This window comes from Bradyrhizobium barranii subsp. apii (assembly GCF_011516635.5).
Classification (GTDB): Bacteria; Pseudomonadota; Alphaproteobacteria; order Rhizobiales; family Xanthobacteraceae; genus Bradyrhizobium; species Bradyrhizobium barranii.
The window spans coordinates 3482483-3505008 of record NZ_CP096255.1 but is presented as its reverse complement, the minus strand read 5'-3'; the positions used below and the strand labels follow the sequence as shown (position 1 = coordinate 3505008).

General features: G+C 58.6%; 23 protein-coding genes and 2 pseudogenes. 13 read left to right on the top strand and 12 right to left on the bottom strand.

Features of this window, described 5'->3' with window-relative positions:
- The first annotated feature begins 51 nt into the window (after positions 1 to 51).
- The 9 genes and pseudogenes from HAP41_RS16700 to tnpC all read left to right on the top strand — a co-directional run.
- Positions 52 to 1335 carry a site-specific DNA-methyltransferase gene (locus tag HAP41_RS16700; protein WP_166105956.1) on the top strand — a complete coding sequence of 428 codons (1284 nt, stop codon included), beginning with the start codon at positions 52 to 54 and terminating at the stop codon, positions 1333 to 1335.
- Positions 1332 to 1976 carry a DUF5681 domain-containing protein gene (locus tag HAP41_RS16695; protein ID WP_175618113.1) on the top strand — a complete coding sequence of 215 codons (645 nt, stop codon included), beginning with the start codon at positions 1332 to 1334 and terminating at the stop codon, positions 1974 to 1976. The genes HAP41_RS16700 and HAP41_RS16695 overlap by 4 nt, the downstream gene beginning before the upstream one ends.
- The gene (locus tag HAP41_RS16690) at positions 1963 to 2514 is read left to right on the top strand and encodes a DUF5681 domain-containing protein (protein WP_166099635.1); all 552 of its coding nucleotides are present in this window, start codon (positions 1963 to 1965) and stop codon (positions 2512 to 2514) included. The genes HAP41_RS16695 and HAP41_RS16690 overlap by 14 nt, the downstream gene beginning before the upstream one ends.
- A gap of 185 nt (positions 2515 to 2699) precedes the next feature.
- A complete protein-coding gene (locus HAP41_RS16685) occupies positions 2700 to 3566 on the top strand; it encodes a YqaJ viral recombinase family protein (protein WP_166099638.1) in 867 nt (288 codons plus the stop codon).
- On the top strand, positions 3553 to 4698 hold the full coding sequence (locus HAP41_RS16680; RefSeq protein ID WP_166099640.1) for an ERF family protein: 1146 nt from the start codon (positions 3553 to 3555) through the stop codon (positions 4696 to 4698). Before HAP41_RS16685 ends, HAP41_RS16680 begins: the two co-directional genes overlap by 14 nt.
- On the top strand, positions 4695 to 5033 hold the full coding sequence (locus HAP41_RS16675) for a hypothetical protein (protein WP_166099642.1): 339 nt from the start codon (positions 4695 to 4697) through the stop codon (positions 5031 to 5033). Before HAP41_RS16680 ends, HAP41_RS16675 begins: the two co-directional genes overlap by 4 nt.
- 155 nt (positions 5034 to 5188) lie before the next feature.
- Positions 5189 to 5647: an IS66-like element accessory protein TnpA gene (gene tnpA / locus HAP41_RS16670; RefSeq protein ID WP_166073826.1), complete on the top strand. Its 459-nt coding sequence runs from the start codon at positions 5189 to 5191 to the stop codon at positions 5645 to 5647.
- A complete protein-coding gene (gene tnpB / locus HAP41_RS16665) occupies positions 5640 to 5993 on the top strand; it encodes an IS66 family insertion sequence element accessory protein TnpB (RefSeq protein ID WP_166073804.1) in 354 nt (117 codons plus the stop codon). The genes tnpA and tnpB overlap by 8 nt, the downstream gene beginning before the upstream one ends.
- Before the next feature lie 52 nt (positions 5994 to 6045).
- Positions 6046 to 7551 (top strand): annotated as a pseudogene (gene tnpC, locus HAP41_RS16660) (IS66 family transposase); the annotation flags it as partial.
- A gap of 8 nt (positions 7552 to 7559) precedes the next feature.
- Here tnpC and HAP41_RS16655 read toward each other — a convergent pair.
- Positions 7560 to 8402 carry an IS5 family transposase gene (locus HAP41_RS16655; protein ID WP_166072549.1) on the bottom strand — a complete coding sequence of 281 codons (843 nt, stop codon included), beginning with the start codon at positions 8400 to 8402 and terminating at the stop codon, positions 7560 to 7562.
- Positions 8403 to 8802: 400 nt separating this feature from the next.
- Here HAP41_RS16655 and HAP41_RS16650 point away from each other — a divergent pair, with 400 nt between their 5' ends.
- Positions 8803 to 9132, top strand: a complete 330-nt coding sequence (locus HAP41_RS16650; protein WP_166050781.1) for a hypothetical protein — start codon at positions 8803 to 8805, stop codon at positions 9130 to 9132.
- Positions 9133 to 9398: 266 nt separating this feature from the next.
- Here the strand turns inward: HAP41_RS16650 and HAP41_RS16645 are convergent, their stop codons facing one another.
- Positions 9399 to 9956 carry a D-glycero-alpha-D-manno-heptose-1,7-bisphosphate 7-phosphatase gene (locus tag HAP41_RS16645; protein ID WP_224580811.1) on the bottom strand — a complete coding sequence of 186 codons (558 nt, stop codon included), beginning with the start codon at positions 9954 to 9956 and terminating at the stop codon, positions 9399 to 9401.
- Positions 9957 to 10375: 419 nt separating this feature from the next.
- Here HAP41_RS16645 and HAP41_RS16640 point away from each other — a divergent pair.
- Together HAP41_RS16640 and HAP41_RS16635 are read left to right on the top strand one after the other, a co-directional pair.
- A pseudogene (locus HAP41_RS16640) lies at positions 10376 to 11183 on the top strand (YqaJ viral recombinase family protein).
- 48 nt (positions 11184 to 11231) lie between these two features.
- Entirely contained in the window at positions 11232 to 11471 is a 240-nt protein-coding gene (locus HAP41_RS16635) for a hypothetical protein (RefSeq protein WP_224580812.1), read from the top strand.
- Positions 11472 to 11814: 343 nt separating this feature from the next.
- Here HAP41_RS16635 and HAP41_RS16630 read toward each other — a convergent pair whose 3' ends face one another.
- Entirely contained in the window at positions 11815 to 12261 is a 447-nt protein-coding gene (locus tag HAP41_RS16630; protein ID WP_166099645.1) for a GtrA family protein, read from the bottom strand.
- A 13-nt stretch (positions 12262 to 12274) separates the two neighbouring features.
- Positions 12275 to 12700: a hypothetical protein gene (locus HAP41_RS16625; protein ID WP_166099647.1), complete on the bottom strand. Its 426-nt coding sequence runs from the start codon at positions 12698 to 12700 to the stop codon at positions 12275 to 12277.
- A gap of 842 nt (positions 12701 to 13542) precedes the next feature.
- Between HAP41_RS16625 and HAP41_RS16620 the strand changes: the two genes are divergently transcribed.
- A complete protein-coding gene (locus HAP41_RS16620) occupies positions 13543 to 13848 on the top strand; it encodes an ATP-binding protein (protein WP_224580813.1) in 306 nt (101 codons plus the stop codon).
- Between the two features lie 171 nt (positions 13849 to 14019).
- Here the strand turns inward: HAP41_RS16620 and HAP41_RS16615 are convergent, their stop codons facing one another.
- The 8 genes from HAP41_RS16615 to HAP41_RS16580 form a co-directional block, all read right to left on the bottom strand.
- A complete protein-coding gene (locus HAP41_RS16615) occupies positions 14020 to 14742 on the bottom strand; it encodes an SDR family NAD(P)-dependent oxidoreductase (RefSeq protein ID WP_224580814.1) in 723 nt (240 codons plus the stop codon).
- 8 nt (positions 14743 to 14750) lie between these two features.
- Positions 14751 to 15980 (bottom strand): FAD-binding oxidoreductase, encoded by a 1230-nt coding sequence (locus HAP41_RS16610; RefSeq protein ID WP_224580815.1) that lies wholly within the window; start codon positions 15978 to 15980, stop codon positions 14751 to 14753.
- A gap of 137 nt (positions 15981 to 16117) precedes the next feature.
- Entirely contained in the window at positions 16118 to 16960 is an 843-nt protein-coding gene (locus tag HAP41_RS16605; RefSeq protein WP_248577211.1) for an NAD-dependent epimerase/dehydratase family protein, read from the bottom strand.
- Between the two features lie 8 nt (positions 16961 to 16968).
- On the bottom strand, positions 16969 to 18201 hold the full coding sequence (locus tag HAP41_RS16600) for a class I SAM-dependent methyltransferase (protein WP_166099669.1): 1233 nt from the start codon (positions 18199 to 18201) through the stop codon (positions 16969 to 16971).
- Positions 18198 to 18749 carry a dTDP-4-dehydrorhamnose 3,5-epimerase gene (gene rfbC / locus HAP41_RS16595; protein WP_166099672.1) on the bottom strand — a complete coding sequence of 184 codons (552 nt, stop codon included), beginning with the start codon at positions 18747 to 18749 and terminating at the stop codon, positions 18198 to 18200. The genes HAP41_RS16600 and rfbC overlap by 4 nt, the downstream gene beginning before the upstream one ends.
- Positions 18746 to 19831 carry a CDP-glucose 4,6-dehydratase gene (gene rfbG / locus HAP41_RS16590; RefSeq protein WP_175618114.1) on the bottom strand — a complete coding sequence of 362 codons (1086 nt, stop codon included), beginning with the start codon at positions 19829 to 19831 and terminating at the stop codon, positions 18746 to 18748. The genes rfbC and rfbG overlap by 4 nt, the downstream gene beginning before the upstream one ends.
- The gene (rfbF, locus tag HAP41_RS16585; RefSeq protein ID WP_166099679.1) at positions 19831 to 20598 is read right to left on the bottom strand and encodes a glucose-1-phosphate cytidylyltransferase; all 768 of its coding nucleotides are present in this window, start codon (positions 20596 to 20598) and stop codon (positions 19831 to 19833) included. The genes rfbG and rfbF overlap by 1 nt, the downstream gene beginning before the upstream one ends.
- A gap of 172 nt (positions 20599 to 20770) precedes the next feature.
- Positions 20771 to 21700, bottom strand: coding sequence for a glycosyltransferase family 2 protein (locus HAP41_RS16580; protein ID WP_224580817.1), 930 nt, complete (start codon positions 21698 to 21700; stop codon positions 20771 to 20773).
- Positions 21701 to 22526: the final 826 nt, after the last annotated feature.

Here is a 22526-nt window from a genome sequence, read left to right as displayed (position 1 = left end):
GCACAGACCCATTGTGCATTTGGTAACGGAGGATCCTTCATCGTGAGTTTCATGAACACATCAGTCTTACCCGCGGCATCTTCGCAGCTCTCCATCGTCTATCGCCCAGCTAACAATCTCGTTCCTGATCCGCGCAATGCGAGGACACATCCGAAGCGGCAGATTGAACAGCTCAAGGCCTCCATTAAGGAGTTCGGATTTACCAATCCGATACTGGTCGATCCCGATAGCAACATCATCGCCGGTCATGGCCGGCTTCAAGCGGCAAAAGCTTTGGGCCTTGCCCAGGTGCCGACCATCACCCTCTCCGGCCTCTCGGAGACCCAGAAACGCACGCTGCGATTGGCCGACAACAAGATCGCGCTCAATGCCGGCTGGGACATCGAAATCCTGCAAGCAGAGCTGGGCGAACTCGCCTCGATTGATCTCGACATCGACGCAACCCTCACCGGCTTTTCGACCGGCGAAATTGACGTCATCGTCTCGAGATCGGCGGCCGATCCCGATGATGAGGTCATTCCGGCCGCGCCCAGAACTCCGAAAGCAAGACCTGGCGACATCTGGATTCTCGGAGAGCATCGAATCGGATGCGGGGATAGCCGCGATGCCGCTTTCCTTGAGCGTGTTGTCGGCAAGGACGCCCGGATCGATGCGGCGTTCCTAGATCCACCTTACAACGTCCGGATCGAAGGCAATGCGAACCCAACGGGCCGTCACGGTGAATTCGCCATGGCCTCAGGCGAGATGAGCGAAGACCAATTCCGCGCGTTCCTCAAAGACACGCTTGGCGCCGCGGCAAGCTTTTCCCGCGATGGTGCGGTCCATTTTATCTGCATGGACTGGCGGCACATGGACGACGTTACGGCGGTGGGCTCAACCATCTATGGCGATCTCCTCAATCTCTGCATCTGGAACAAGTCCAATGCCGGAATGGGATCGCTGTACCGGTCCAAGCACGAGCTGGTCTTCGTCTACCGGGTGGGCTCGGCCTCTCATCTCAATATGGTCGAGCTTGGCAAGCACGGTCGCAATCGCACCAATGTCTGGGACTATGCATCTGCCAATTCCATGCGGGGCGGCCGACGAGAAGACCTTGCCCTGCATCCAACCGTGAAGCCGGTTGGGCTCGTTGCGGACGCCATCAAGGATGTCACCAAACATGGCGATCTGGTGCTCGATCTCTTTCTCGGCTCGGGCACAACATTGCTCGCGGCCGAGCGCGCTGGCCGACGTTTTCGCGGGATCGAGATCGATCCGAAATATGTCGATGTGGCGCTTGAGCGCTGGTCGGCGCAAACCGGCCTTGAGCCACGCCTGGAAGGAGCAGGGTCATGAACGCCAAGCCCGAGACCGCTCCTCAGCCTGCTGTTGATCCCGATCGAACAGCCCCGGATTCGCCGAATGCGGGCAGGTTTCACAAGGGCCGCAGCGGCAACCCTAAGGGACGACCACGCGGTTCCAGCAAGCGCGCGAAAGAGGGCTCCGCCTTGGAAGTGCTGCTCGACAAGACCGTGATCACCACTCACGGGGGAAGAGCGCGCGAGATCTCGATGGAAGAAGCACTGTGGCACCGAACCCTAAGGGACGCGTTCGCGGGCAAACGCATGGCCATGCGGCAGGTCGAGAAGTGGATCATCACGCGCGAAGCGTGGCTGAAAAAACATGCTCCCACGCAGCCGTCGCACGCAAAAATCACGCAGCATTTCTCCCCCGATCCGGACAATGCCGATGCGGCACTCGTGATCCTCGGGATCGCAGCACCGAACCCGACTAGGTCGGATTTGGGTTTGGAGCGTGCCCAGCTTCTTCTTGAGCCTTCAGCGGCTCAACTTGGGCTCGACCGAACTCGTCGTGGCGCAAGTCTTACCGAAAGCGAATGCAACGAGGTCCGGCGATGCACGCGCGATTCTCACATGCTAATTTTTGGGGGCGACAGCTCCAAGCGACTCACAGGAGACGCCGATGGGTTGGATTAATAACGCCAACGAAGTCGGTTATGGACGGCCGCCCAAGGGTTCGCGCTTCGTGAAAGGCCAGAGCGGCAATCCCGCCGGCCGCCCCCGCGGTCGTCACCGGCTTGCACCTTATGAGGCGGTGCTCGGTCAAATGGTTACGATCCGTGAACGCGGCACTGAACGCCTTGTCACGGCGACTGAAGCATATCTCCTTCATCTGGCAAAGCGCGGCCTCGATGGTGATGGCGCAGCGGCACGGGCTTCGCTGGCACTGATCGAGCAGGCACGAGGTGAAAAGAGCCAAAGCGAGCCAATGACAATCGTCCACGTAGGTGTAGACCCAGGTAGCGTCACCCTCGCACTTGAACCATTGCGTATGGCGAGAAAGCTCGATCCGTATCGCGAGACCGCTCGCATGGCGATCGAACCGTGGCTTGTCGAAGCCACTTTAGAGCGCCTGCCGCGGCGGCTCTCGCCGGCCGAACAGCGCATCGTAGTGGACGCTACGCGCACGCCAAAGAAGGTGCGATGGCCCAAATGGTGGAGCGAGCATCCTTGAGCACCTTCCGGTCAGAAGTCGCGCAAAAGAGCAAGAATCTTGCTCCGAAAAGGACTGGCATTCAAAGCCGATCGGAGCGCTACTGATTCTGCCGGGCGCAAGCGGCCTCGGCATCTCACCTCGCGACTGCGGGGCTTAAGGCAGTGCGGCGGAGAAGCCGCGCAAGCTTTAAGCAGGAGATCCCGTTGAGTACCCTTCAAACTGATGCGTCCCGCGCGACAGAGCCGCATAACCCAACATTCAAATTTAATCCGCACGACCGGCGGCACTTCATCGGCGGTTCGGACGCCCGCATCATCATGGGCGACGATCAGGGCGCTCTTACCCAGCTTTGGTATGAGAAACGCGGCGAGGCGGAACCCGAAGACCTCTCCGACAATTTAATCGTTCAGCTCGGCACTGTAACCGAACTACTGAATCGCGCCTGGTACCAGCGCATCTCAGGCCAAACCATCAAGGACATCCAAAAACGCGTACGTCACCCCATTCACAAATGGATGGCGGCGACGCTCGACGGGATGGTCGAGCAGACCGGCGCGGTATTCGAAGCCAAGTTCATGCTTCCATGGGCCTTCACAGAGGAGGCTGCAGCCGACAAGCACATGGCACAGCTCCAGCACAACATGTGGGTTACCGCCGCGCGCAGCTCCGTTCTCTCCATCATCACCGGTGGCGGCAAGTGGGTCGAGATCAAGATCTACGCCGATCCGCTTTATCAGCACCTCCTGCTCACCGCCGAAAAGAAGTTCTGGCGCTGCGTGCAACGCGGCGAGCCGCCGATCCTCTTCAACATCGAGACGCCGCGTCCACGGCTGGAGGCGGTCAAGGTCATGGACATGTCCACGTCCAATCAGTGGGCGGAACTTGCCGCGACCTATCTTCGCACCCGGACGGCGCATGGCGAGCACGAGACAGCCAAATCGGATCTGAAGAAGCTGATGCCGGAGGATGCCAAAGAGGCAAAAGGCCACGGCATCAAGGCCAAGCGCTCCAAATCGGGGGCCGTCAGCTTCGAGGCCCAGTCTGAGGAGGGGTCGCATGCATCGGTCTAGTGAGCATATCGGAGCCATCGCAGCCGCGCTCGCCCGAGCCCAGGCCGAATTGATGAACCCCGAGAAGACCCTGACCGCGGTCATCCGGTCACCCTTCCCGCGGGAGGGGGACCGGACCTTCCGCTATGCCTCGCTCGCCTCTGGCCTGGACATCGTCCGCAAGACTCTGAGCCAGCAGGAGATCGCAACTATCCAGACCACCCGAACCGAGCAAATGAGCGGCCAGATTCATCTTACGACCCTGCTCGCCCATGCTTCGGGGGAATGGATTTCCTCCGATCTTCCGGTCTGCTCCGGCAAGGACGTCGAGGCGCCGCATCGGATGGGTGCGGCGCTAACCTATACACGCCGATACGCACTGTTCGCGCTCGTCGGTATCGCAGGTGAAGACGACCTCGATGCACCCGATGCCATCGCTGGAGTACCGCCCGCTCCTGAGCAACGCCCTGCCTCAGAAGTGAAAAAAAGGACGCCCAAACCTCTTTTGAACAGACCGCCGGTTCTTGGAGGGCCAGATTCAGCGGCACTGCGTCAGCGGTTGCTGACTGAGCTCGCAGGCACCGAAGATCTCCTGGCTTGGGCCAAAGCCAGCCTACCCCTCAAAAACACCCTCCAAGAGATTGATGCTCGATCAATCGAGGCTGCTTATCAGGCGAGATTGGAGTCGCCACCAGATCCCATGCAACCAATAGCTGGCGCCCCTCAAAACCCAGTGGATATCACCGAGGTCTACGAGGCCGAGCGCACCTCGACGGCCTTTCAAACCGGCCTCGCTATCCCCAAGGAACCGCCCCGCAAGAGGAACAAATTACATCTCGCCTTCGTCCGCGAACATCCCTGCCTCGTATGCAAACAATCCCCGGCGGATGCGCATCACCTGAAGTTCGCTCAACCTAGAACACTGAGCCGCAAGGTCAGCGACGAGTTTACCGTGCCTCTCTGCCGCTTGCATCACGAAGCCTTGCACCGGTACGGCAACGAAAAGGCGTGGTGGGCAAACGTGCAGATATCGCCCTTGCCTGTCGCAAGGGAGCTCTGGGCGGCAAGCACGGCTACCACCGCTAGCCCCGAAGTCGCGGCATTGGATCGCAAACCGCACCAAACTTTGCAGACGGAAGCGCAGCAGCAATGATCGACCCTTCAAAACCAAAAGAAACGGCACGGTCCGATCAACCGCTATTCATCAAGCCAAACAGACGGCCTGAAATCACTCAACTGCAAGAGGATCACCGGTCCAATGGCAAAGGGCCACGCGAGCCGATTTTCGGCACGGGCGCCGCACCTTTTCTCGCTGAGCTCATTGTCACTGTCGGAGCTGTTGGCCTTGTGCTCGTTGCCCTGATGTTGGCCAGCGTCGCAAAACAGAAGGCATCTGGATTGCTATTTGGCACCTCTCAGCAAGCACACCCCCTGGAACCGGACAAAGCGAAAGTGATCGAACGGTACGAGTTCAAGCGTATCAACTAACCAATCACGTTCCAGTCTGCTCTTTGCGGCTTGGATGCTCTCATTTTGCCCATAACCAGGCTCCTCATCGATCGTAAGCGCGAATTTCTCCGCACCTTTTGCTTTTGAGAGTCCTGATGCATGAGGTGTCCACCAAAATAGGTGGACACCTTGTGATGAGCGACGATGATCAGAAACTGCGGGTCAGGCTTGTCGGCCGGAACGGTCGCCGGCGCTACGAGGCGGCATCGAAAGAGCGTCTTGTCGCGGCCTGCCTTGAGCCTGGGGTTTCGGTATCGAGGCTTGCACTCGAACATGGGGTCAACGCGAACCTCCTTCGGAAGTGGATCAAGAAGCACAGCGCGACCAGGTCGCTGCCGCCGTCCTCACGCCCGGCGTTCATCCCGGTTCAGCTTGAGGGGAAGTCCGAGCGGGACCTGTCGCGAAAAGACAGCGTGGCGACGGTTGATTTGCCGGCTTACGATGAAGTGCGTGGTTCGGAACCCAAAGGGACTCCAGCTTTTTGTTCTCCGGCCAAAGTGAGCGTGTCGCTGCCGAATGGCGTGAAGCTCGCGCTGGAATGCGGCGATGTGGATGCATTGACGGCGATCATCGGAGCGCTGGGCGATGTTTAGACTGGGCGATGACCTGCAGGTCTATCTGCACCGTGAGCCGATCGACTTCCGGGCTGGCATCAACAGCCTTGCGGTCCTGGTCCAGGAGACGATGGCGCTCGATCCATTCACTCCGGCGGTTTTTGCGTTCTGCAATCGCCGTTGCGACCGGATGAAGCTTCTGTTCTTCGATCGGTCCGGCTTTGTACTGGTCCTGAAGCGGCTGACCGAAGACAGGTTCCGATGGCCGCGCCGCCAGGAGGCGATCGTCACGCTGACGACGGAGCAATTGCACTGGATCCTTGACGGCATCGATATCGATGCGATGGTCCGCCATCCGGTGCGGCAATATCAGGTTGCCGGCTGAGCTCTCGAGTTGAGCGGTTGACGCGTCGGTACGGTTCAGATTCAAGAATTCGATGAATCGAACCGGCGATCCGAGTGTTGAAGTGCTGTTGGCACGCATTGCTGCGCTGCAGGCGGAGAACCATCAACTCGCCGACCGCGTCGCCAAGCTCGAGGAAGAACTGGCGCTGGCACGCCTGCATCGTTTTGCGCCGCGCAGCGAAAAGCATGTTGATCGTCTCTTCAATGAAGCCGAGCAGGCCTCCGATGAGGAGGACGCCGGCAGTGAAACGAACAATATCGCCGAACTTCCGGACACGGGCTTGCCACCCGTCGAAAACACAATGGGAAAGAAGCGCGGCCGCAAGCCGCTGCCGGGGAACCTACCTCGTGAGCGCGTCGAGTATGACCTGTCCGACGATCAGAAGGCGTGTCCTTGCTGCCGTGGCCAGATGCATCGCATGGGCGAGGCTGTCACCGAGCAACTTCATATCGAGGTGAAGGCGAAGGTTTTACAGAATGTGCGCTTCAAATATGCGTGCCGCCATAGCGATCGCACCGGGATCCACGCCCCTGTCGTGACCGCGCCGATGCCGCCGCAACCATTGCCGGGCAGCGTTGCCACGCCCTCGACGCTGGCGTTCGCGCTGGTTCACAAATATGTCGATGGCACGCCGCTCTACCGCCTGGCGCAGGCCTTCGAACGTGCAGGTGTTCCTGTCAGCCGCGGCGCTTTGGGCCACTGGGTGATTGGCTCGAGCGAGAAGCATCTGCATCGCATCTACGACGCCCTGAAGCTGCGGCTCAGATCACAACCTCTCATCCATGACGACGAGACAACGGTTCAGGTCCTCAAGGAGAAGGACAAACGGGCCACCAGCACATCGTACATGTGGGCTTATCGCAGCGGCAAGGGCAGCCACGAGCCGATCGTTCTTCTGGATTATCAGCCGGGCCGCGGCCAAATCCACCCGCAAGCCTTCCTCGGCGATTACCGTGGCATTGTAATGAGTGACGGCTATACCGCATGGCGCACGCTGGAAGGGGCCACCCACATTGGATGCATGGCCCACTCCCGGCGGCGCTTTGTCGATGCCCTCAAAGCCAGGAAGAAGGGCGGCGGTCCGCCCGAGCAAGCGCTGCGGTTCTTTGAACAGCTCTACCGGGTTGAAAGGCGGGCGTGGGACGGAATACCGAAGAAGGGTGAAACACAGGCCTACTGCATTCGCCGCTTCCGCCAGCAACATAGTGTCCCCATCCTCAATGCTCTCAAAGTATGGCTCGATGACATGGCCCCGAAGGTCTTGCCTGACAGCAAGCTCGGCGACGCCGTATCCTACACCCGAAACCAATGGGAATATCTGACGCGCTACACCGGGGACGGCAGCATGCCGATTGACAACAATCTTCTGGAGCGCGACATCAGGGTTTTTGCAACTGGCAGGAAGAGTTGGTTGTTCAGCGATACCGTGGACGGAGCCAAGGCCAGTGCCGTCGTCTATAGCCTGATGCTGACCTGCCGCGCCTCACGTGTCGAGCCGTTAGCGTGGTTGCGCCACGTCCTCACCGAATTGCCTCAGAGCCTGACTCAAAATTGCATTGCTGTTTTTATCGCTGCGATGCGCCTTGTCATGAGTTGGACAGAGGCGAGGAAGAGCCAGGCAGTTGCGCTTTCGATGGTTCGCTCGAAGTCCTTGGCCAATCTGCGGTTGCGGCCGAGCCAGGCGAAGGTTCGTTCGACCACCCAGCGGCGCGGAAGCACCTCGAAGCCCTGTGCGGCATCGGAGCGCTTGATGATCTCGACAGTCCACCGGCCGATCTTTTCCAGCACCGCCTTGAGCTTTTCGCCGGCATAGCCGCCATCGGCGAAGATATGGCGCAGCCAGGGGAAGCGGTAGCGAATGCTGCACAGGACATCTGGCGTGCCGTCACGATCCTGGACGTCGGCAGCGTGAACGATCGCTCCGACCAGGAGCCCTTGGGTGTCGGTGACGATGTGGCGCTTTCGACCCTTGATCTTCTTTCCCGCGTCGTAGCCGCGAGGGCCGCCACTTTCCGTGGTCTTGACCGATTGGCTGTCGATCACGCCGGCCGTCGGCGAGGCCTCCCGGCCGATCGCCTCGCGCGCCAGCATCAGGAGTGCGTGGTTGATCGATTGCCACAATCCGCTGTCGCGCCATTGGTAGAAATAGTACTGCACCGTGGTCATTGGTGGAAACAGAGTGGGCGGCAGCATGCGCCACGGCAATCCGCCGCGCAGCAGATAGAGTACTGCCTCGACGATGTCGCGATAGCTCCATTTCGGGCGCCGCCCGCGATTGGCCCGCACAGGAAGCAACCTCTCCAGCACGCCCCATTCCGCATCCGTCAAGTCGCTTGGCAAACGCAGCTCCTCTCGGGCAAACTGTGCCCGGGTGATATCAGTCCACATTCTCGATCCCTTTGATGCTTCGCAACACCGATGGAATCAGAACTCGCTGATATCACTCAACTTATTTTTCGGTCGGACACTCAGCGCGCCGGCGACGCCGATATTACAGACCTGCTGCCCTTCAACTTCCACAAAGCCGCCACTGCCTGAACGGCTCGGTATCGCCCGATACCAGGGCAATCCATCAAAACCGCCGGCGTGCGAAGAAAATCGCGCTTACCATCGATCTAAAAAACCGACTTATAGGCGGTGAGACGAAAATCGAGAGTGCTGTTGCTGACTCGCAACCACGTCGAAGACGCGCTCCTAATGTCAGATCGAGTGACGTCTGAACTGAGCAGGCGGAGCGGATACGCTCCGCCTTCCTTAGGCGCCGGCCAAGCGACCGGGAGCGGTGCTGATGATGAATTTCTACTTCCGGAAAGTCGAATTTTTGCTTGATCTGTCGGGCAAAACAGTGGTTCATAAGATGCTGGACCTAAATTTGGTGAGAGGAGCCAGCACAATGGCGGGTGTAGTTGAGACCTCTTCCGAGTTGTCAAAAATTGCGAAGCTCAACGGGGATTTTCGGAAGAACTACGGGACGCTACTCGGCGCATTTCTCTATCTGCGCTCGATCAGTGCCGCGCGAGGCCGCCCTTGGTTTTGCGCCGGCTTGCTTTCGCTCGCATGCTCGGCGGTGCTGGCGTGGCTCGGGAAACACGGCTTTTCTTGGCTAGTCTCTGGGTGATCGCGCGCACAAGAGCGTCAACCGTTTTAAAGCACGCCACCAAGCGACGTTGCGGGCTTCTGAAATCTTATGGTTCGCTTCACTTTGCGGTCAGTGGGCATCAGAACATAATCCAATATGCCCTGCTTATGCTTAGAAAGCCTGCAGCGAGCCAAGGTTTTAGGCGCATTGAGAGCCGCGGATTGGCCGGGAGATGGCAGTGTGTCCACTCAAAACCGTGCAGTTCGGATTTACCTAATCACTGCGAGGCTATAGGGCTGTTGGTTCTATCCGGCCGTGTCGGTGCGATGAGGACGAGGGGACTGATTTTTCAACAATGGAGCAATGAATGCATGGAGGTTTGCCCCATCAAACAGATAAGCTGCGATGCCCGCCGCTTGCGCCGCGGCAAGATCGCTCTTCTTATCGCCGATCATGAAACTAGCGCCTATATCTACCGGATACCGCTCAAGCAGAGCTCTAATCATCCCCGGCCGCGGCTTACGGCAGTTGCAGAGGACGCGGTAGCGCTCAATCAGGCCCTCGGGGTGATGTGGGCAAAATTCGAACGCATCGATATGCGCACCTACAATAGCAAGTTCACGCGACATCCATGCGTGCAAACTGCGAACATGTCGCTCCTCGTAAAACCCCCTCGCGATCCCTGATTGGTTTGTCACGACAAACGCGAAATATCCGGCGTCATTGACTGCTTTGACGGCCTGGCGGGCGCCTTCCACCCACCGGACCTTGTTCGGGTCAAAAGTATAGCCGTCATCCTCATTGAGGACACCGTCGCGATCAAAAAACACTGCACTACGCATACGATCTGACTGGTTCAACATGTACCACGCATCCGACATCTTCCGACAATCACCGCTTGATTTCAATACATCGCGCGCTCGGGCAGGATCTGGCTTTGCCAAGCGCTCGCGCTGCGTCCTGGTCTTGCTCCTTATTTGTCCGATTTGGCTTCGTTTTGTAGCTTTGATGCCGCCCGAAAACCTTCCATCCTTACGTTGAAGCGGCCGCGAACAAGAGCCATTTCCACCGCCAAAACGAGCAACATTCTTGCTGAAGAAAGGACTGGCATTCCGGTGCGATTGGAGCGTTACTGATTCGACCGGGCCCCCAACGCTGATCCAGCGCCGGTATCTCGCGGATGCGGGGCTTCGGGCAGTGCGGCAAATGAACGCCGCTTGTTCTTGCCTAGAAGATACCGGTAACGATTGTCCAAACAGATGGCGCCAATACGCCGACCCGTATCATTCGATTCAATCCGAACGACCGACGCCATTTTATCGGCGGCTCGATGCCCGCATCTTCATCGGCGATGACCGGATGCGCTCACTCGTCTTTGGCGGGAGAAGCGGGGCGACGTCGAGCCGGAATATCTCTCAAACAACCTCATTGTTCAGCTTGGCACGGTGACTGAGGTCCTCAATCGCGCCTGGTACCAGAAATCGTCCGGCCACACCGTCACCGACATTCAGAAGCGCATCCGCCACGCCGTTCACAAATGGATGGCGGCGACCTTGGACGGGATCGTTGAACAGGGCGGCGCGGTGTTTGAAGCCAAGTTCATGTTGCAGGTTTCACCGAAGAGGCGGCGGCCGACAAACACATGGCTCAGTTACAGCACAACATGTGGGTCATAGCCGCCCGAACTTCAGTGCTGTCCATCATCACTGGCGGCGGCGAATGGGTTGAGATCAAGATCCACGCCAATCCCCTCTGCCAGCACCTTTTGCTCACGGCCGAAAAGAAGTTCTGGCGTTGCATCCTGCGGGGAGGCCCCTGCTCTGTTCAATCTGGAGACACCCCGCTCGCGCTTAAGGCGGTCAAGATCGTCGACAACGACCTCAAATCAATGGTCAGAACTGGCGACAACCTACCTTCGAACGCGAGCGGCCTATGGCGAACATGAAACTGCCAAGGCCGGCCTCAAGAAGCTCATGCCGGAGGATGCCAAGGAGGTAGCCGGTCGCGGCGTCAAGGCCAAGCGTTTCAAATTCGGCGCTATCAGCTCCGAGGTCCTGGTGGCGGAGGGCTCCCATGCACCGATCCAGTGAGCAAATCGGGACCATCGCGGCGGCGTTGGCGCGAGCCAGGCCGAGCTGATGGATCCGGAGAAGACTCTCACCGCTGTCGCCCGGTCACCCTTCCCGCGGGAGGGGGATCGAATCTTTCGCTACGCCTCCCTCGCGAGTGGCCTGGACATCGTCCGCAAGGCGCTAAGCCAGCAGGAGATCGCCACCATCCAGAGCACCCGGATCGAACAGGGTCAGATCCACCTCACTACCCTGCTCGCCCGCGCCTCCGGGAAATGGATCTCCTCGGACTGGCCAGTCTGTGCCTAAGTACGTCGAAGTGCACCGGATGGGAGGAGCGGCGCTACCTTATGTTCGTCGCTATGCCCTCGTCGCCCGCGTCGGTATCGCCGGTGAGGACGATCTGGATGCGCTGGATTCTGGTCTCGGGCCTCAACCGCTCACGAGCTAAAAGTCGCGCCAAGTCCCGGCGCAAAGCCGCCTCGCGGTGTTGCGAACAAAACACCAACGAGGTGGCTACGAGCCGCATAAGATCGAAATTCCGGGACGCTGGTTCATTTGGTTCATTGCAGCCGCCTATCGAACGTCCCCCGAATCAAATGAAAGCATGGAATCAAAACCAGACAATCGTTGGCCACCCGCGCCAACCCGCTTAGATGCGCCCTATTTCCGGTTCAGTGGTCCGGAAAACGAGGAAATGTGACATACAAAAATTCACCCCGAACGCGGCGATAATTGAGGCAAGCTTGGCAATGGGAACATTGGAATACTGCGACAGCACGACCAGTACCATTGTTGCGACTGTCATGCCGAGGATGCCGGACGCGGTAAAGCGAAGATACTTTCCAAGATTCAAAACGCCCCCGGTTTCACGGCCGAAGGTGATCTTGCTATTCATGGCATAAGAGCCAGTGACGGCAATTAGCCATGCAACAATATTCGACAGGATCAACGGCAGATGGAGAACATGAAAGGCTGCCGTAAAGGCGCCGATGTCAACCGCGACGTTCACAACCCCAATCGAGGCAAAGCTGAAAAGCTTGGCCAGCACGGTGCGGCGATACCAAGTGTCGGCGATCTTGAGCAGAATGGACTGCATTTGTGGACTGTTATCAATTTTCTTCTACTCCGTCCCGCATTCCAGGGCCGCGCCGGGCACAATCCGTGGAGGTGAGGATTTCTCGCAACAGCTCGGTCTGGCTCAAGCCAAGGAGGAAGCGCTGATCGTGAAGGGAAGCGTCCACATGGAGGCAGCCTGCCACCAAGACCAGGCCGCCATAGGCGACAAAGTAGATGAACGCGCGTTGGCCGAGCTGCCAGTTCTGCCAGAAATACCAGACAGCAAATGCCAGAGTTGGAACGCCTATCGCTATAGCTATCCACATTCCCGGATATTGCGGCCCTTTGGCCCAGCTATAGAAGACGCTTGTTGCGGCAAAAGCCCGCTCAAATATGCTGCCGTCCGCAGCGTTGTGCGACTGGCGGACAATGATCCCCTGGAGCTGAATGACCGCGGTAGCGACCGTGATCGCGCACAAGGCGAAGGAACAGCTGGCCCGCTCTTTGAATGCCTTCCACGCGACAAACGCGCGGCGATGATCACGAACGGCGCCGAAAGGCCGACCACCGCGAAGTAGGTGAGCAGGACCGCTGTTCTTCCTCGCGTGGTCGGGCTCTCGTACAGCGCCAGCGCCACAACCGGAGCCATGATCCACTGCGTATATGGCATTCCGAAAAACACTTCGGAGTTGTTAGGCGAGCAAACTAGCGCGAGGGCGGCGAGGACCTTGCCCCATCCTGTGAACACAGGAGAAGTGTAGATCACCGCGGCCGTCGAAGATCGTTGCTACGAAGAACGCCGAGTATAGGGCGGCGGCATAACGACGGGGGCAAAGCCGGCAATGAAGGCGATGATCCTGCAGCAGAGCTGAAGGTAACCAGAATAAGGCTCTACCACTATGGACTCGCCAAACAGACGATCCTCGTTGAAATAAACGAAGATACCTCCCACATTGGGCTCCGAAGGTTTCGCGGCTGATGCGCCAGGCGGTTTTCGCTGAACGGGCGCCGCGGTTTGGCATCGAATGTCAATCGGCATTGGACTGGGACCCCCGATCGGCGTCCCACGCCGAAACACATCGAATGGACCTTTCAGCGCCGAAACGCTCACATTTGGCGAGTTGACCCAGAGGCAGCATGCGAAATCGAGGTGCGCCTCGCTGCCACGGCTTTGACCATCACGCCCCCAATGCGGAGGTCTAGTTGCAAGCTCGTGATATCGTACTGTTCTTCGAGAGCGGGCTTAACACGGCCCGATCTCGCAGAGCGTCTCTGCTACGCGAAATCAACTGCCAGCGGGCGGTGTCTCCCTGAACACCGCATGGCGATTGATCGCGGCATGCGGAAAGAAGAAGTAGGTGAACACCATGGAAGGCGCGCAGAGCGCAAAATCGTCGAGCTCCGTATGAAGACCAAAGCTGCTTTGGTGGGACGATCGTTCTGTGCAGCGGGTGGCTTTCAAGTTGGCTGGGTCTTCAGCGATCCCGTAGTCGCCACCGCGATCCTTAATGGTCTGCTGCACCACAGCCACGTGATCACAATACGCGGCGACAGCCACCTCTCGAAGGAGAAGCGTCGCAGCGGGCTCCTGCAGAAGCCCGCCTCACCATCGGAGAAGCAGCTGTGAAGCAAGCCGCCCGCTCGCTACGGCGCTATGGAGGGCGCGCTTCGCGAGCGGCTTGCTTTAATTTAATTCACAAACAACAAGGGGGCACTTCCTCATATCGCCACGGGGTTAAGTCCGGACGTCGCTTGACACTCTCGCAACCATAAGAACAGATCGGTTCAACGCGTTACGTTAGAAATTCAGTTTTTTGAAAATTAGCCAGGGTAGCCAGGAAATCGCGAGGGCAATTCCCGCCCAAAACCTCGGAAAAAAACGCGCTCCGATATCGTTGTCAGCGTTCGCCATTACATAATCTGCAACTCGCGCAGGCGATACGATGGGGAAGAGCAGACGCTTGCCAAACGACTGCTGGGTTTCGACGTAGCCAAGTCGAAAGAACTGAACCAGCACGCTGCTGCCCACGGTGAGATGGCGCAGACTTTCAAAGTAGCTCTCCAATCCCCGTTTTGCAGCGGAATATACCACGTTGGCTCTCCTGCCGCGAACGGCGGCGATCGAACCGAAACCGACAATGCGCGCTCGCTTTTGTTGCAGAAGCTGCGGCAGTAAGTGCGCCGTGACTGCCATCACGACGGTGAGGTTGGAATTCACTATCCGAAGCGTGTCCTGCGCGTTCAACAGCCCAAGGTCATCCGGCTGCGATGCCCCAATCGGAAAATAAAGCCCATCGATCTGGCCGAACTGCGAAGCGGCCGCTGCGATCTGCTCCACACAGACCGAGGGGACACTGGCATCGGTGGCGACCCTTCGCACCTCGACGCCGTGGACCAATCGAAGATGGGCGGCGAGCGCATCAAGGTCCTGTGCATCGCGTGCCGCCAGAAGCAGCGCCGTACCACGCGCCGCAAGTGCTTCGCATAGCGCGCGTCCCACGCCCGCCGATGCTCCAATCACCAGCGCTCTCAAAGGCCGAGCCTTTCGGACAGATCGGAACGAAACAGGCGTTTCGAATCGAAGGCGTGGAGCGCGTCCCGGAAACGATCCGCTTCGCCATAGCAGAAGTCGACCACAGCGCGGGGCAAGCGCGAATCCTTAATGATGTTGGGCAGGCCGCCAAGGGCCATCACCCGTTCGTCGAGAAAAGCCATGAACCGATCAGCGGCTGCACCAGCCGGCACATCGAAGGCGAGACAAATGCCTGCCCCGGTGAATCGCAGCAACTCCCGCCTCCCGGCAAATGCCTTTGCGGATGACAGTGTGATCGGCAGAGGCTGGGCACGGACATAGGCGCGGACCGTTTCGACATAGTCCTCAATCGTCGCGTCAGGCAGAATCGCCTGATACTCGCGAAAACCTGCGGCGCCGAACAGCTGAAAGTACAACTGCGTCTTGTGAGCCGGAAACAGCGCATCCTGCAAGGAGACGACCTGTCCCCGCAGCGTTCTTTTTTGTCGGCGCCGAAACTCCAGATTGAGGGCACGCGATGAGATCGCGTTCATCAGGGAAACCGGCCAGCGGCCGCGGCTCTCGGAGGATAGCACTGGCGGTTCCGCATCCGACGCCGTCGATGCGCCTTCGTCGACGAACCTGCCCTGAAATAGATAGCCGCTTCCGAACCCGGGCCTCGATGATGCCATGTCGTGCCACGTATAGGCGAAATCGGTGCCGCCGGTGGCGAGCCGTAGGCGCTCGAATCCTTCTGCGGCATCGGCGAACGGCACGCCGCGCATCTGGACCCAGGCCGTCGGCGCTGGTGAGGCGCGCAGCCGTGCGCGGATGATGTGTCCGGTCAGACCGTAACCGCCACAGGTCAATCGAAACAGGTCCGGATTTTTCTGTGGCGACAGCTCTAATATCCCGTGAGACGGATGCAATAACTCAATCGACTCGACCTGGTTGATAAACGTACCATCGCGACTTTGGTTCTTGCCATGAACATCGGCGGCGATACATCCTCCTACCGAAATTCGGCCATGCCCCGGCTGGATGGGCAGATAAAGCCCGCGCGAAGACAAGAAGCGGTGCAGCGCGAACAGCGAGATGCCCGTCTCGACCTCAACGACATGGCGAGCGGAATCGAAATCCGTGACGCGATCGAACGATCGGTGCGAGACCGATAAACCATCCTGCAGGAAGCTTGCTGCCGCGTAAGAAAGCCCGGAGCCTCGCGAAATGCGCGGTGTTTCTGTCAAGTCGGTTCGCCAATAGCGATACCGATCGGGCTGCTGCAGTTGCCCTCGGGCACGGATGCGGCCGTCGAAATTGACGAAATCTGAGTCCGCCCCCGGAGCGGCGGATGGCTTGGACGAGACCTGACCGCCCACGATAGTCACTGCGACGACAGCTTCAGCGCGTTGAGCTTGGAGGGCACGCCCCAGAAGGCCATCGGCTCGTAGTCGGGATAAGGGAAGTGACCGCGGCGGAGTTCAATCCCACTTGATCGTGAGCGTCGGCGTTGCGACACAAGATCCAATACTGATATCGGCGCGCCGCTGCAGCAGTTGATGACCCCATTGCAGGCTAGTGGATTCTCAAGAGCCAATGCGAAATTCGCGGCAACATCGTTGATTGGCAGATAGTCGCGCAGCTGATCGCCCGCCGACATGTTGAAAAATGGAGCGTCTTCGTCAATTGCGCGATCGAGCTGCGCCAACAGACTCTTTGGGTTTTGCCCCTCGCCATACATATAGAACAGCCGCATCCACTGCAGAGTGAACGGCTTTTGCTGCTGCAAGAACTCCAGGGATTTCCGCAAGGCGTCCTTGGCAAGACCATAGGCCGTGATCGGCGCCGTAGCGCCTTGTTCGGTCAGCGGCCCATACTCCATGCCATATTCAAGGCAGGTCCCCGCCACCATGATTTGCGAGACACCCGCATCCACGGCTGCTTCCAGAAACGACAGGTCAGCAGGAAGATTGCGGCCGAGGTGAAAGAAGTCGCGATAGTTCGGCAGACCGGGCCAAGCCAGATGGATCAGCGCATCCGGGTGAGATCCACCCGAAAGCGCCGGCCGGAAGTCCTGGTGAAGGTCGCAGGAGATAAATTCGAGCTGCGTGAACCACGGCAGCGATCGGGCCTTCTCACCGTTGCGGGCGACAGCGACAACAGAATGACCTCGGCCAAGCAGCGTGCTAACAACGTGCCGCCCGACAAACCCCGTCGCGCCTGTCACCAGGACCTTCACGGAACAACCTTGAGTTCCGGAACGGCTATGACGAATTTGCTTCCCGATGCCAAAAGCTGCTGCTGCTGCTGCTGCTGCACCACCTCTTCGGCGATGTTCCAGGGGAAGATGACCACCCAATCGGGCTTGACCTTCGCAAGCTCGGACGGCGGCAGAATCGCGAGGTGATTTCCCGGCATGTAGCTCCCTTGCTTGGAGACCGCGGCATCGCACACGAAACTCACGAGATCATGTTTGACCCCAGCATAGTTCATCAGCGTATTGCCCTTCGCCGCGGCACCATACGCAGCCACCGATTTGCCTGCGCGCTTTTGGGTAATCAGGAATTCAAGGAAGTCATCCTTGACCTTGTCCGCCTTGCGCTGAAATCCCTTGTAGATGGACAGGTCACGCAAGCCATAGGCCTTCTCTTTTTCCAGCATATCCATCACAACAGGCTGGTTTTTTCGCGGATCACTTTCGTGGCATCCGTAAATGCGCAGGCTTCCGCCGTGCGTCGGCAGTTCCTCCAGGTCGAAAATGCGCAGTCCTGACCTTGCAAATATGCGGACGACGGCGGTCAGCGAGAGATAAGAAAAATGCTCATGATAGACCGTATCGAATTGATTGAGCTTGATCAGGTTCATCAGATGCGGGAACTCGAGGTTGATGGTGCCCCCCTGCTTCAGCGCGATCCGAAGGCCGTCCGTGAAGTCATTGATGTCAGGCACGTGCGCGTAGACGTTATTACCGCAGATCAGGTCGGCGCGCCCGCCCCCTTCCGCCAGCTCCGTCGCGGTCGCCTCTCCGAAGAACTTGCGCAGCACCGGCACGCCGATTTTTTCTGCAGCGTCGGCGGTACTGCTGGTCGGCTCAACCCCTAGGCATGGGATGTCCGCCGCAACGAAGTTCTTCAGCAGGTACCCGTCATTGGAAGCGACCTCGATCACGAAACTGTCGCGGTTCAGCTTCAGGATTTGAGTGATCTTCTCCACATAACGCTCCGCGTGCTGTAGCCAGCTGCGGGAGGTCGAAGAAAAATACGCATAATCGCGCGAAAACAATTCGTCGGCCGCCGCATAGTCCTCGGTCTGGACCAACCAACATTTGTCGCAAACATAGAGCCGCAGCGGAAACGTCGTCTCCGGCGCGCGCAGCTGGCTGGCCGTCAGATAGGCGTTCGATGGGGGCGCGTGACCGAGATCAAGAAAGACGTGTTCGAGCTCATGATGGCAATGACGGCATTTCATACAACGATACCTTCGAAATTCCTGTCGAGAAGCGGATGATGGAGGTCCCTGTCGGACAGGTCGGTCGGCGCCAGTGGCCAATCCACGCCAATGATCGGATCGTCAAAACGGACGGCGCCTTCTGCTTTGGAGGCGTAGAACGCGGTATGCAGATAGAGCAGTTCGGAATCCGGCTCTAGCACCTGGAAGCCATGCGCACATCCTTCGGGGATGACCAAGGCGCGGCGATTGTCCTGCGAGAGTTCCAGCGACGTCCATTTCCGGAACGTCGCCGATCCCTTGCGCAAATCGACGGCCACGTCGAACACGCGACCGCGGAGACAGCGGACGATCTTCATTTCCGCATGTGGCGCGTTTTGATAGTGCAGTCCCCGGAGCGCGCCGACGCGACGAGTGATCGAATGATTGATCTGAACGATCGATCGTGATCCGATGATGTCCTGTTGCTCGCGCGAGCAGAAGAGCCGGGAAAATGCCCCACGCGAGTCTTGGTGGGTCACGCTCTCCGCAACCCAGACACCCTCTATGCCGGTCTGCTCGAGCTTCATGAAGCCGAACCCTCGGCCCACGCCAGCTCCCGGGCACTGGCGCGCGCGACATAGCGATCGAGCTGCTCACCGCTGATGACGTCGCTTCGTTCGAGCCAGGCCTGATACCACTCGGCGGTGGCTGTTACACCTTCGTCGAAAGTCCATACCGGCTGCCAGCGCATCCGCTGACGAGCCTTGTCGCTATCGACCTGAAGCAGATGCGCTTCGTGGGCCCGGACTTGACTAGCGTCGCACCATTCCGCAGCCGGCCATTGCAGCTTGATCGCGTCGAGGACCTGCCGAACCTGGCGGTTGCCTTCCCGATCGGGCCCGAAATTCCAGGCCTCGGCAAAGGTGGAATCGCGTTCGATCAATTTCTGTCCGAGCATGAGATAACCCGAGAGGCATTCGAGAACATGCTGCCAGGGTCGCGTCGCCGTCGGCGATCTGATCTCCACCGGCCTGCCGTGCCGGATCGAGCGCACCAGATCCGGAATCAGACGATCTTCGGACCAGTCGCCGCCGCCAATCACATTACCGGCGCGCGCCGTGGCCAGCAGTGGCGCGTCCGGCGAGTTAAAGAATGATTTCCGGTAGCTGGCTGCAACCAGTTCGCACCCGGCCTTGGACGCACTGTAGGGATCGTGCCCTCCTAGACGATCGGTCTCGCGATAGCCCCAGACCCACTCTTTGTTTTCGTAGCACTTGTCGGTGGTCACGACGACAATCGCAGCAAGGCGCTCCGCCTCGCGGCATGCGTCGAGCACATTGGCCGTGCCCATCACGTTGACGGCCCAAGTCTCTAGTGGACTGCGATAGGAACGCCGCACCAGTGGTTGGGCGGCCATGTGGAACACAACATCCGGATCTGCCTTGCGGATCCGATCGCGCAGCAATTTTTCGTCGCGAATATCAATGAAGTGGGACTCGATGTCTAGATTCAGCAGGCCGAAATGGTGGGGATCGGTCTCCGGCGGAAGCGCTATTCCCGTCACCTTCGCGCCCAGCGCCTTGAGCCATAGGGCCAGCCAGCTTCCCTTGAAGCCGGTGTGTCCGGTCACTAGCACATGTCGGCCCTTGTAAATATCGCCGAACATCATCACCAACTCTTCCAGGGGGCCTTCCCTGACGACCACAATTCCTCGAGATGATTCTTGTCACGAAGCGTGTCCATCGCCTGCCAGAAACCGCTGTGGCGATAGGCTGATAATTGGCCCTCGGCAGCCAGCCGCTGCAATGGCTGCTGTTCCCATACCGTCTCGTCGCCGTCGAGATAGGACAGCACGCCGGGCTCGAGCACGAAAAACCCGCCATTGATCCAGGCGCCGTCGCCCGCCGGCTTTTCCTGGAAATGGTGGACCGCTTCCTTCTCAATGTGCAGTGCGCCGTAGCGACCGGGGGGCTGGATCGCGGTCACGGTCGCCAGCCGTCCAGCGTCGCGATGCTTGGCGATGAGAGCCGAAATATCAAGGTCCGCGACACCATCGCCATAGGTGAAGCAAAACGATTCATTGCCGATATACGCCGCGACCCGCCTCAGGCGACCGCCGGTCATGGTGAGTTCGCCGGTATCAACCAGCGTCACGCGCCAGGGCTCGGCGAACTTCTCATGGATCTCCATGCTATTCTCACGCATGCTAAACGTGACATTGGACATGTGCAGGAAGTAATTGGAGAAGTACTCTTTGATGACGTAGCCTTTGTAGCCAAGACAAACCACGAAATCATTGATCCCGTGATGCGAGTACATTTTCATGATGTGCCAAAGAATCGGCTTCCCGCCGATTTCAATCATCGGTTTCGGCTTAAGGTGCGACTCTTCGCTGATACGGGTGCCCAAACCACCGGCGAGAATGATCGCTTTCATCTTGTCTCTCACTCAATTCGAGAACGGAATTGCCGTTTCGGCTCGGCAGCTCGAGAGCGACGCGCGCCCGGACGCATGGACCAGAAAAGCCCCCGCTTTTATCAGGAAAATGCTCAGAACCCCATACCGACAGGCTTGACGAAAATCAAGGAAATCTGGGCGCCGGTTTCGCTCACGACGCCACGATGGAACGCTGGGCGTGCGTGTAGCGGCGGTTCACCACATAGTTTGGTCGCCCAAGGCCATTCTTGTAGGAGCGGGCCACGTAGAGCGCTGTGAACGCCGCCGTAAATCCGAAATACGTGCAGCCGCACAGAAGGTTCAGCAGCAACAGCCACGGGCTTTCGGCCAATATGTACGCGGCTCCCAATACAGCCGTGAGCAGCAGCCACAAAGGCAGCGCGTAGATCGGCAGGCGCAAGGGCAGAGTGGTCGACGACAGGATGCCGGCGATGGCAAAGATCGTCATTCCAACGAGATTGTAATTTGTCTTCCCAGCGATGCGGCGCTGCCGCTTGTAAGGCAGGCCGATCCGCCTGAAGCCGACCCGCGAGATCGACGCACGGATGAACGGGAAGGAGTTGTGGTCGTTTACAATGGCATCGCGCACTTCGGAAGTAAGCAGCGAGAACTCGGCCATGTACAGGATGATGTCCTCGTCCGCCAGCAATCGGACGATATGGTAGAACAACTTGCGCAGCATCTTGACTGGCCGCGCTTCCTCGCGATCCACGCGCGCACCATAAACGATATCGAAGCCCTTCTCGTAGTAGCTGACGAAATCCAGCAGCATCTCGGGCGGGTCTTCGCAATCGACGTCGATGAAGACGATGACGTCGCCTTGCGCATTACGCAGTCCACATTCCAGCGAGCGCTGATAGCCGACATTGGCGCTTAGCGTGATCACATAGACGAAATCATATTGCGCGCGCAGCTTACTGATTTCGGCATAGGTTCCGTCCGTAGAGGCGTTATTGAGGAACAGCAACTCCGCGCGGTAACGCGCGGAAAGCAGCTCTATCACCGGCAGCGCCCGCTCCAAGAACAGCGGAACGACCTTTTCCTCGTTATAAACAGGACAGACAATGGTAATGCGCGGCAACCGCTGATCGTCATTCAAAGTCGTGCCGAACCCGCGTCACGCAATTTTGGTATACGCATTCGTTACCTGATCTGTCGAAAAGTGTAAAGTGGCTGGCTTAGTTCTGATGTCGCCGATTGGCCCCAATAACTTTGTATCTGGCCTCGGGAATTGTTGCCAGGATGGCTTAGAGCCGGCGGTCTCTCGTCAATTCATCAACTGCGTGGGAACGTTGCCTCATTGAAATACAAGCGCTATGACGGCATTCACGCCTAAGTCGCGCAGCCCCCATACTCCAGCATTTTTTATGCCTAACGATGCAGCCGTCGTCACGCTTTCTCTGGCGATGAAGATCCAGTTTGGGGACGCAAGAGACGACCCGTGGCCGCAGGCTTGGTTGGGTAGGTCCGCGACCTTCCACATCTCGGCCGCCTCGGTGTCCGTGCGGGCCAATCCAAGCCGAAAGTTACGATGTCCTCTTGATGAGCTGCCCTAGGGGAGTCTACCGGTCCAAGCTCCTCTTCTGGATCGGGACCATATTTCTTCAGGCCTACAGGGGGCGCCGGACTGGATTGCTCATTCCCTCATTCTTGAACCTCGGTGCTTCGACCGGAGCAAAATTTAGAACCGACATTGACTTGCGCCCGCAAGATTTCGAGCGCGCGAGCAAAACCGCCAGACTACGCCAATTTCTCCAGTGATCTTAAGGATTTGAGAATGCCGACGCGTTCGCCGCGGTCAGGCCGTTCAAAGTCGGTCATCATTCTTCCGGGGTTGTGCGGGTTGCACACTAGTGATACGCAACTTTGCTCTATGGTCGTGGGTTAAGGGATCAGGGCTTTGGTCG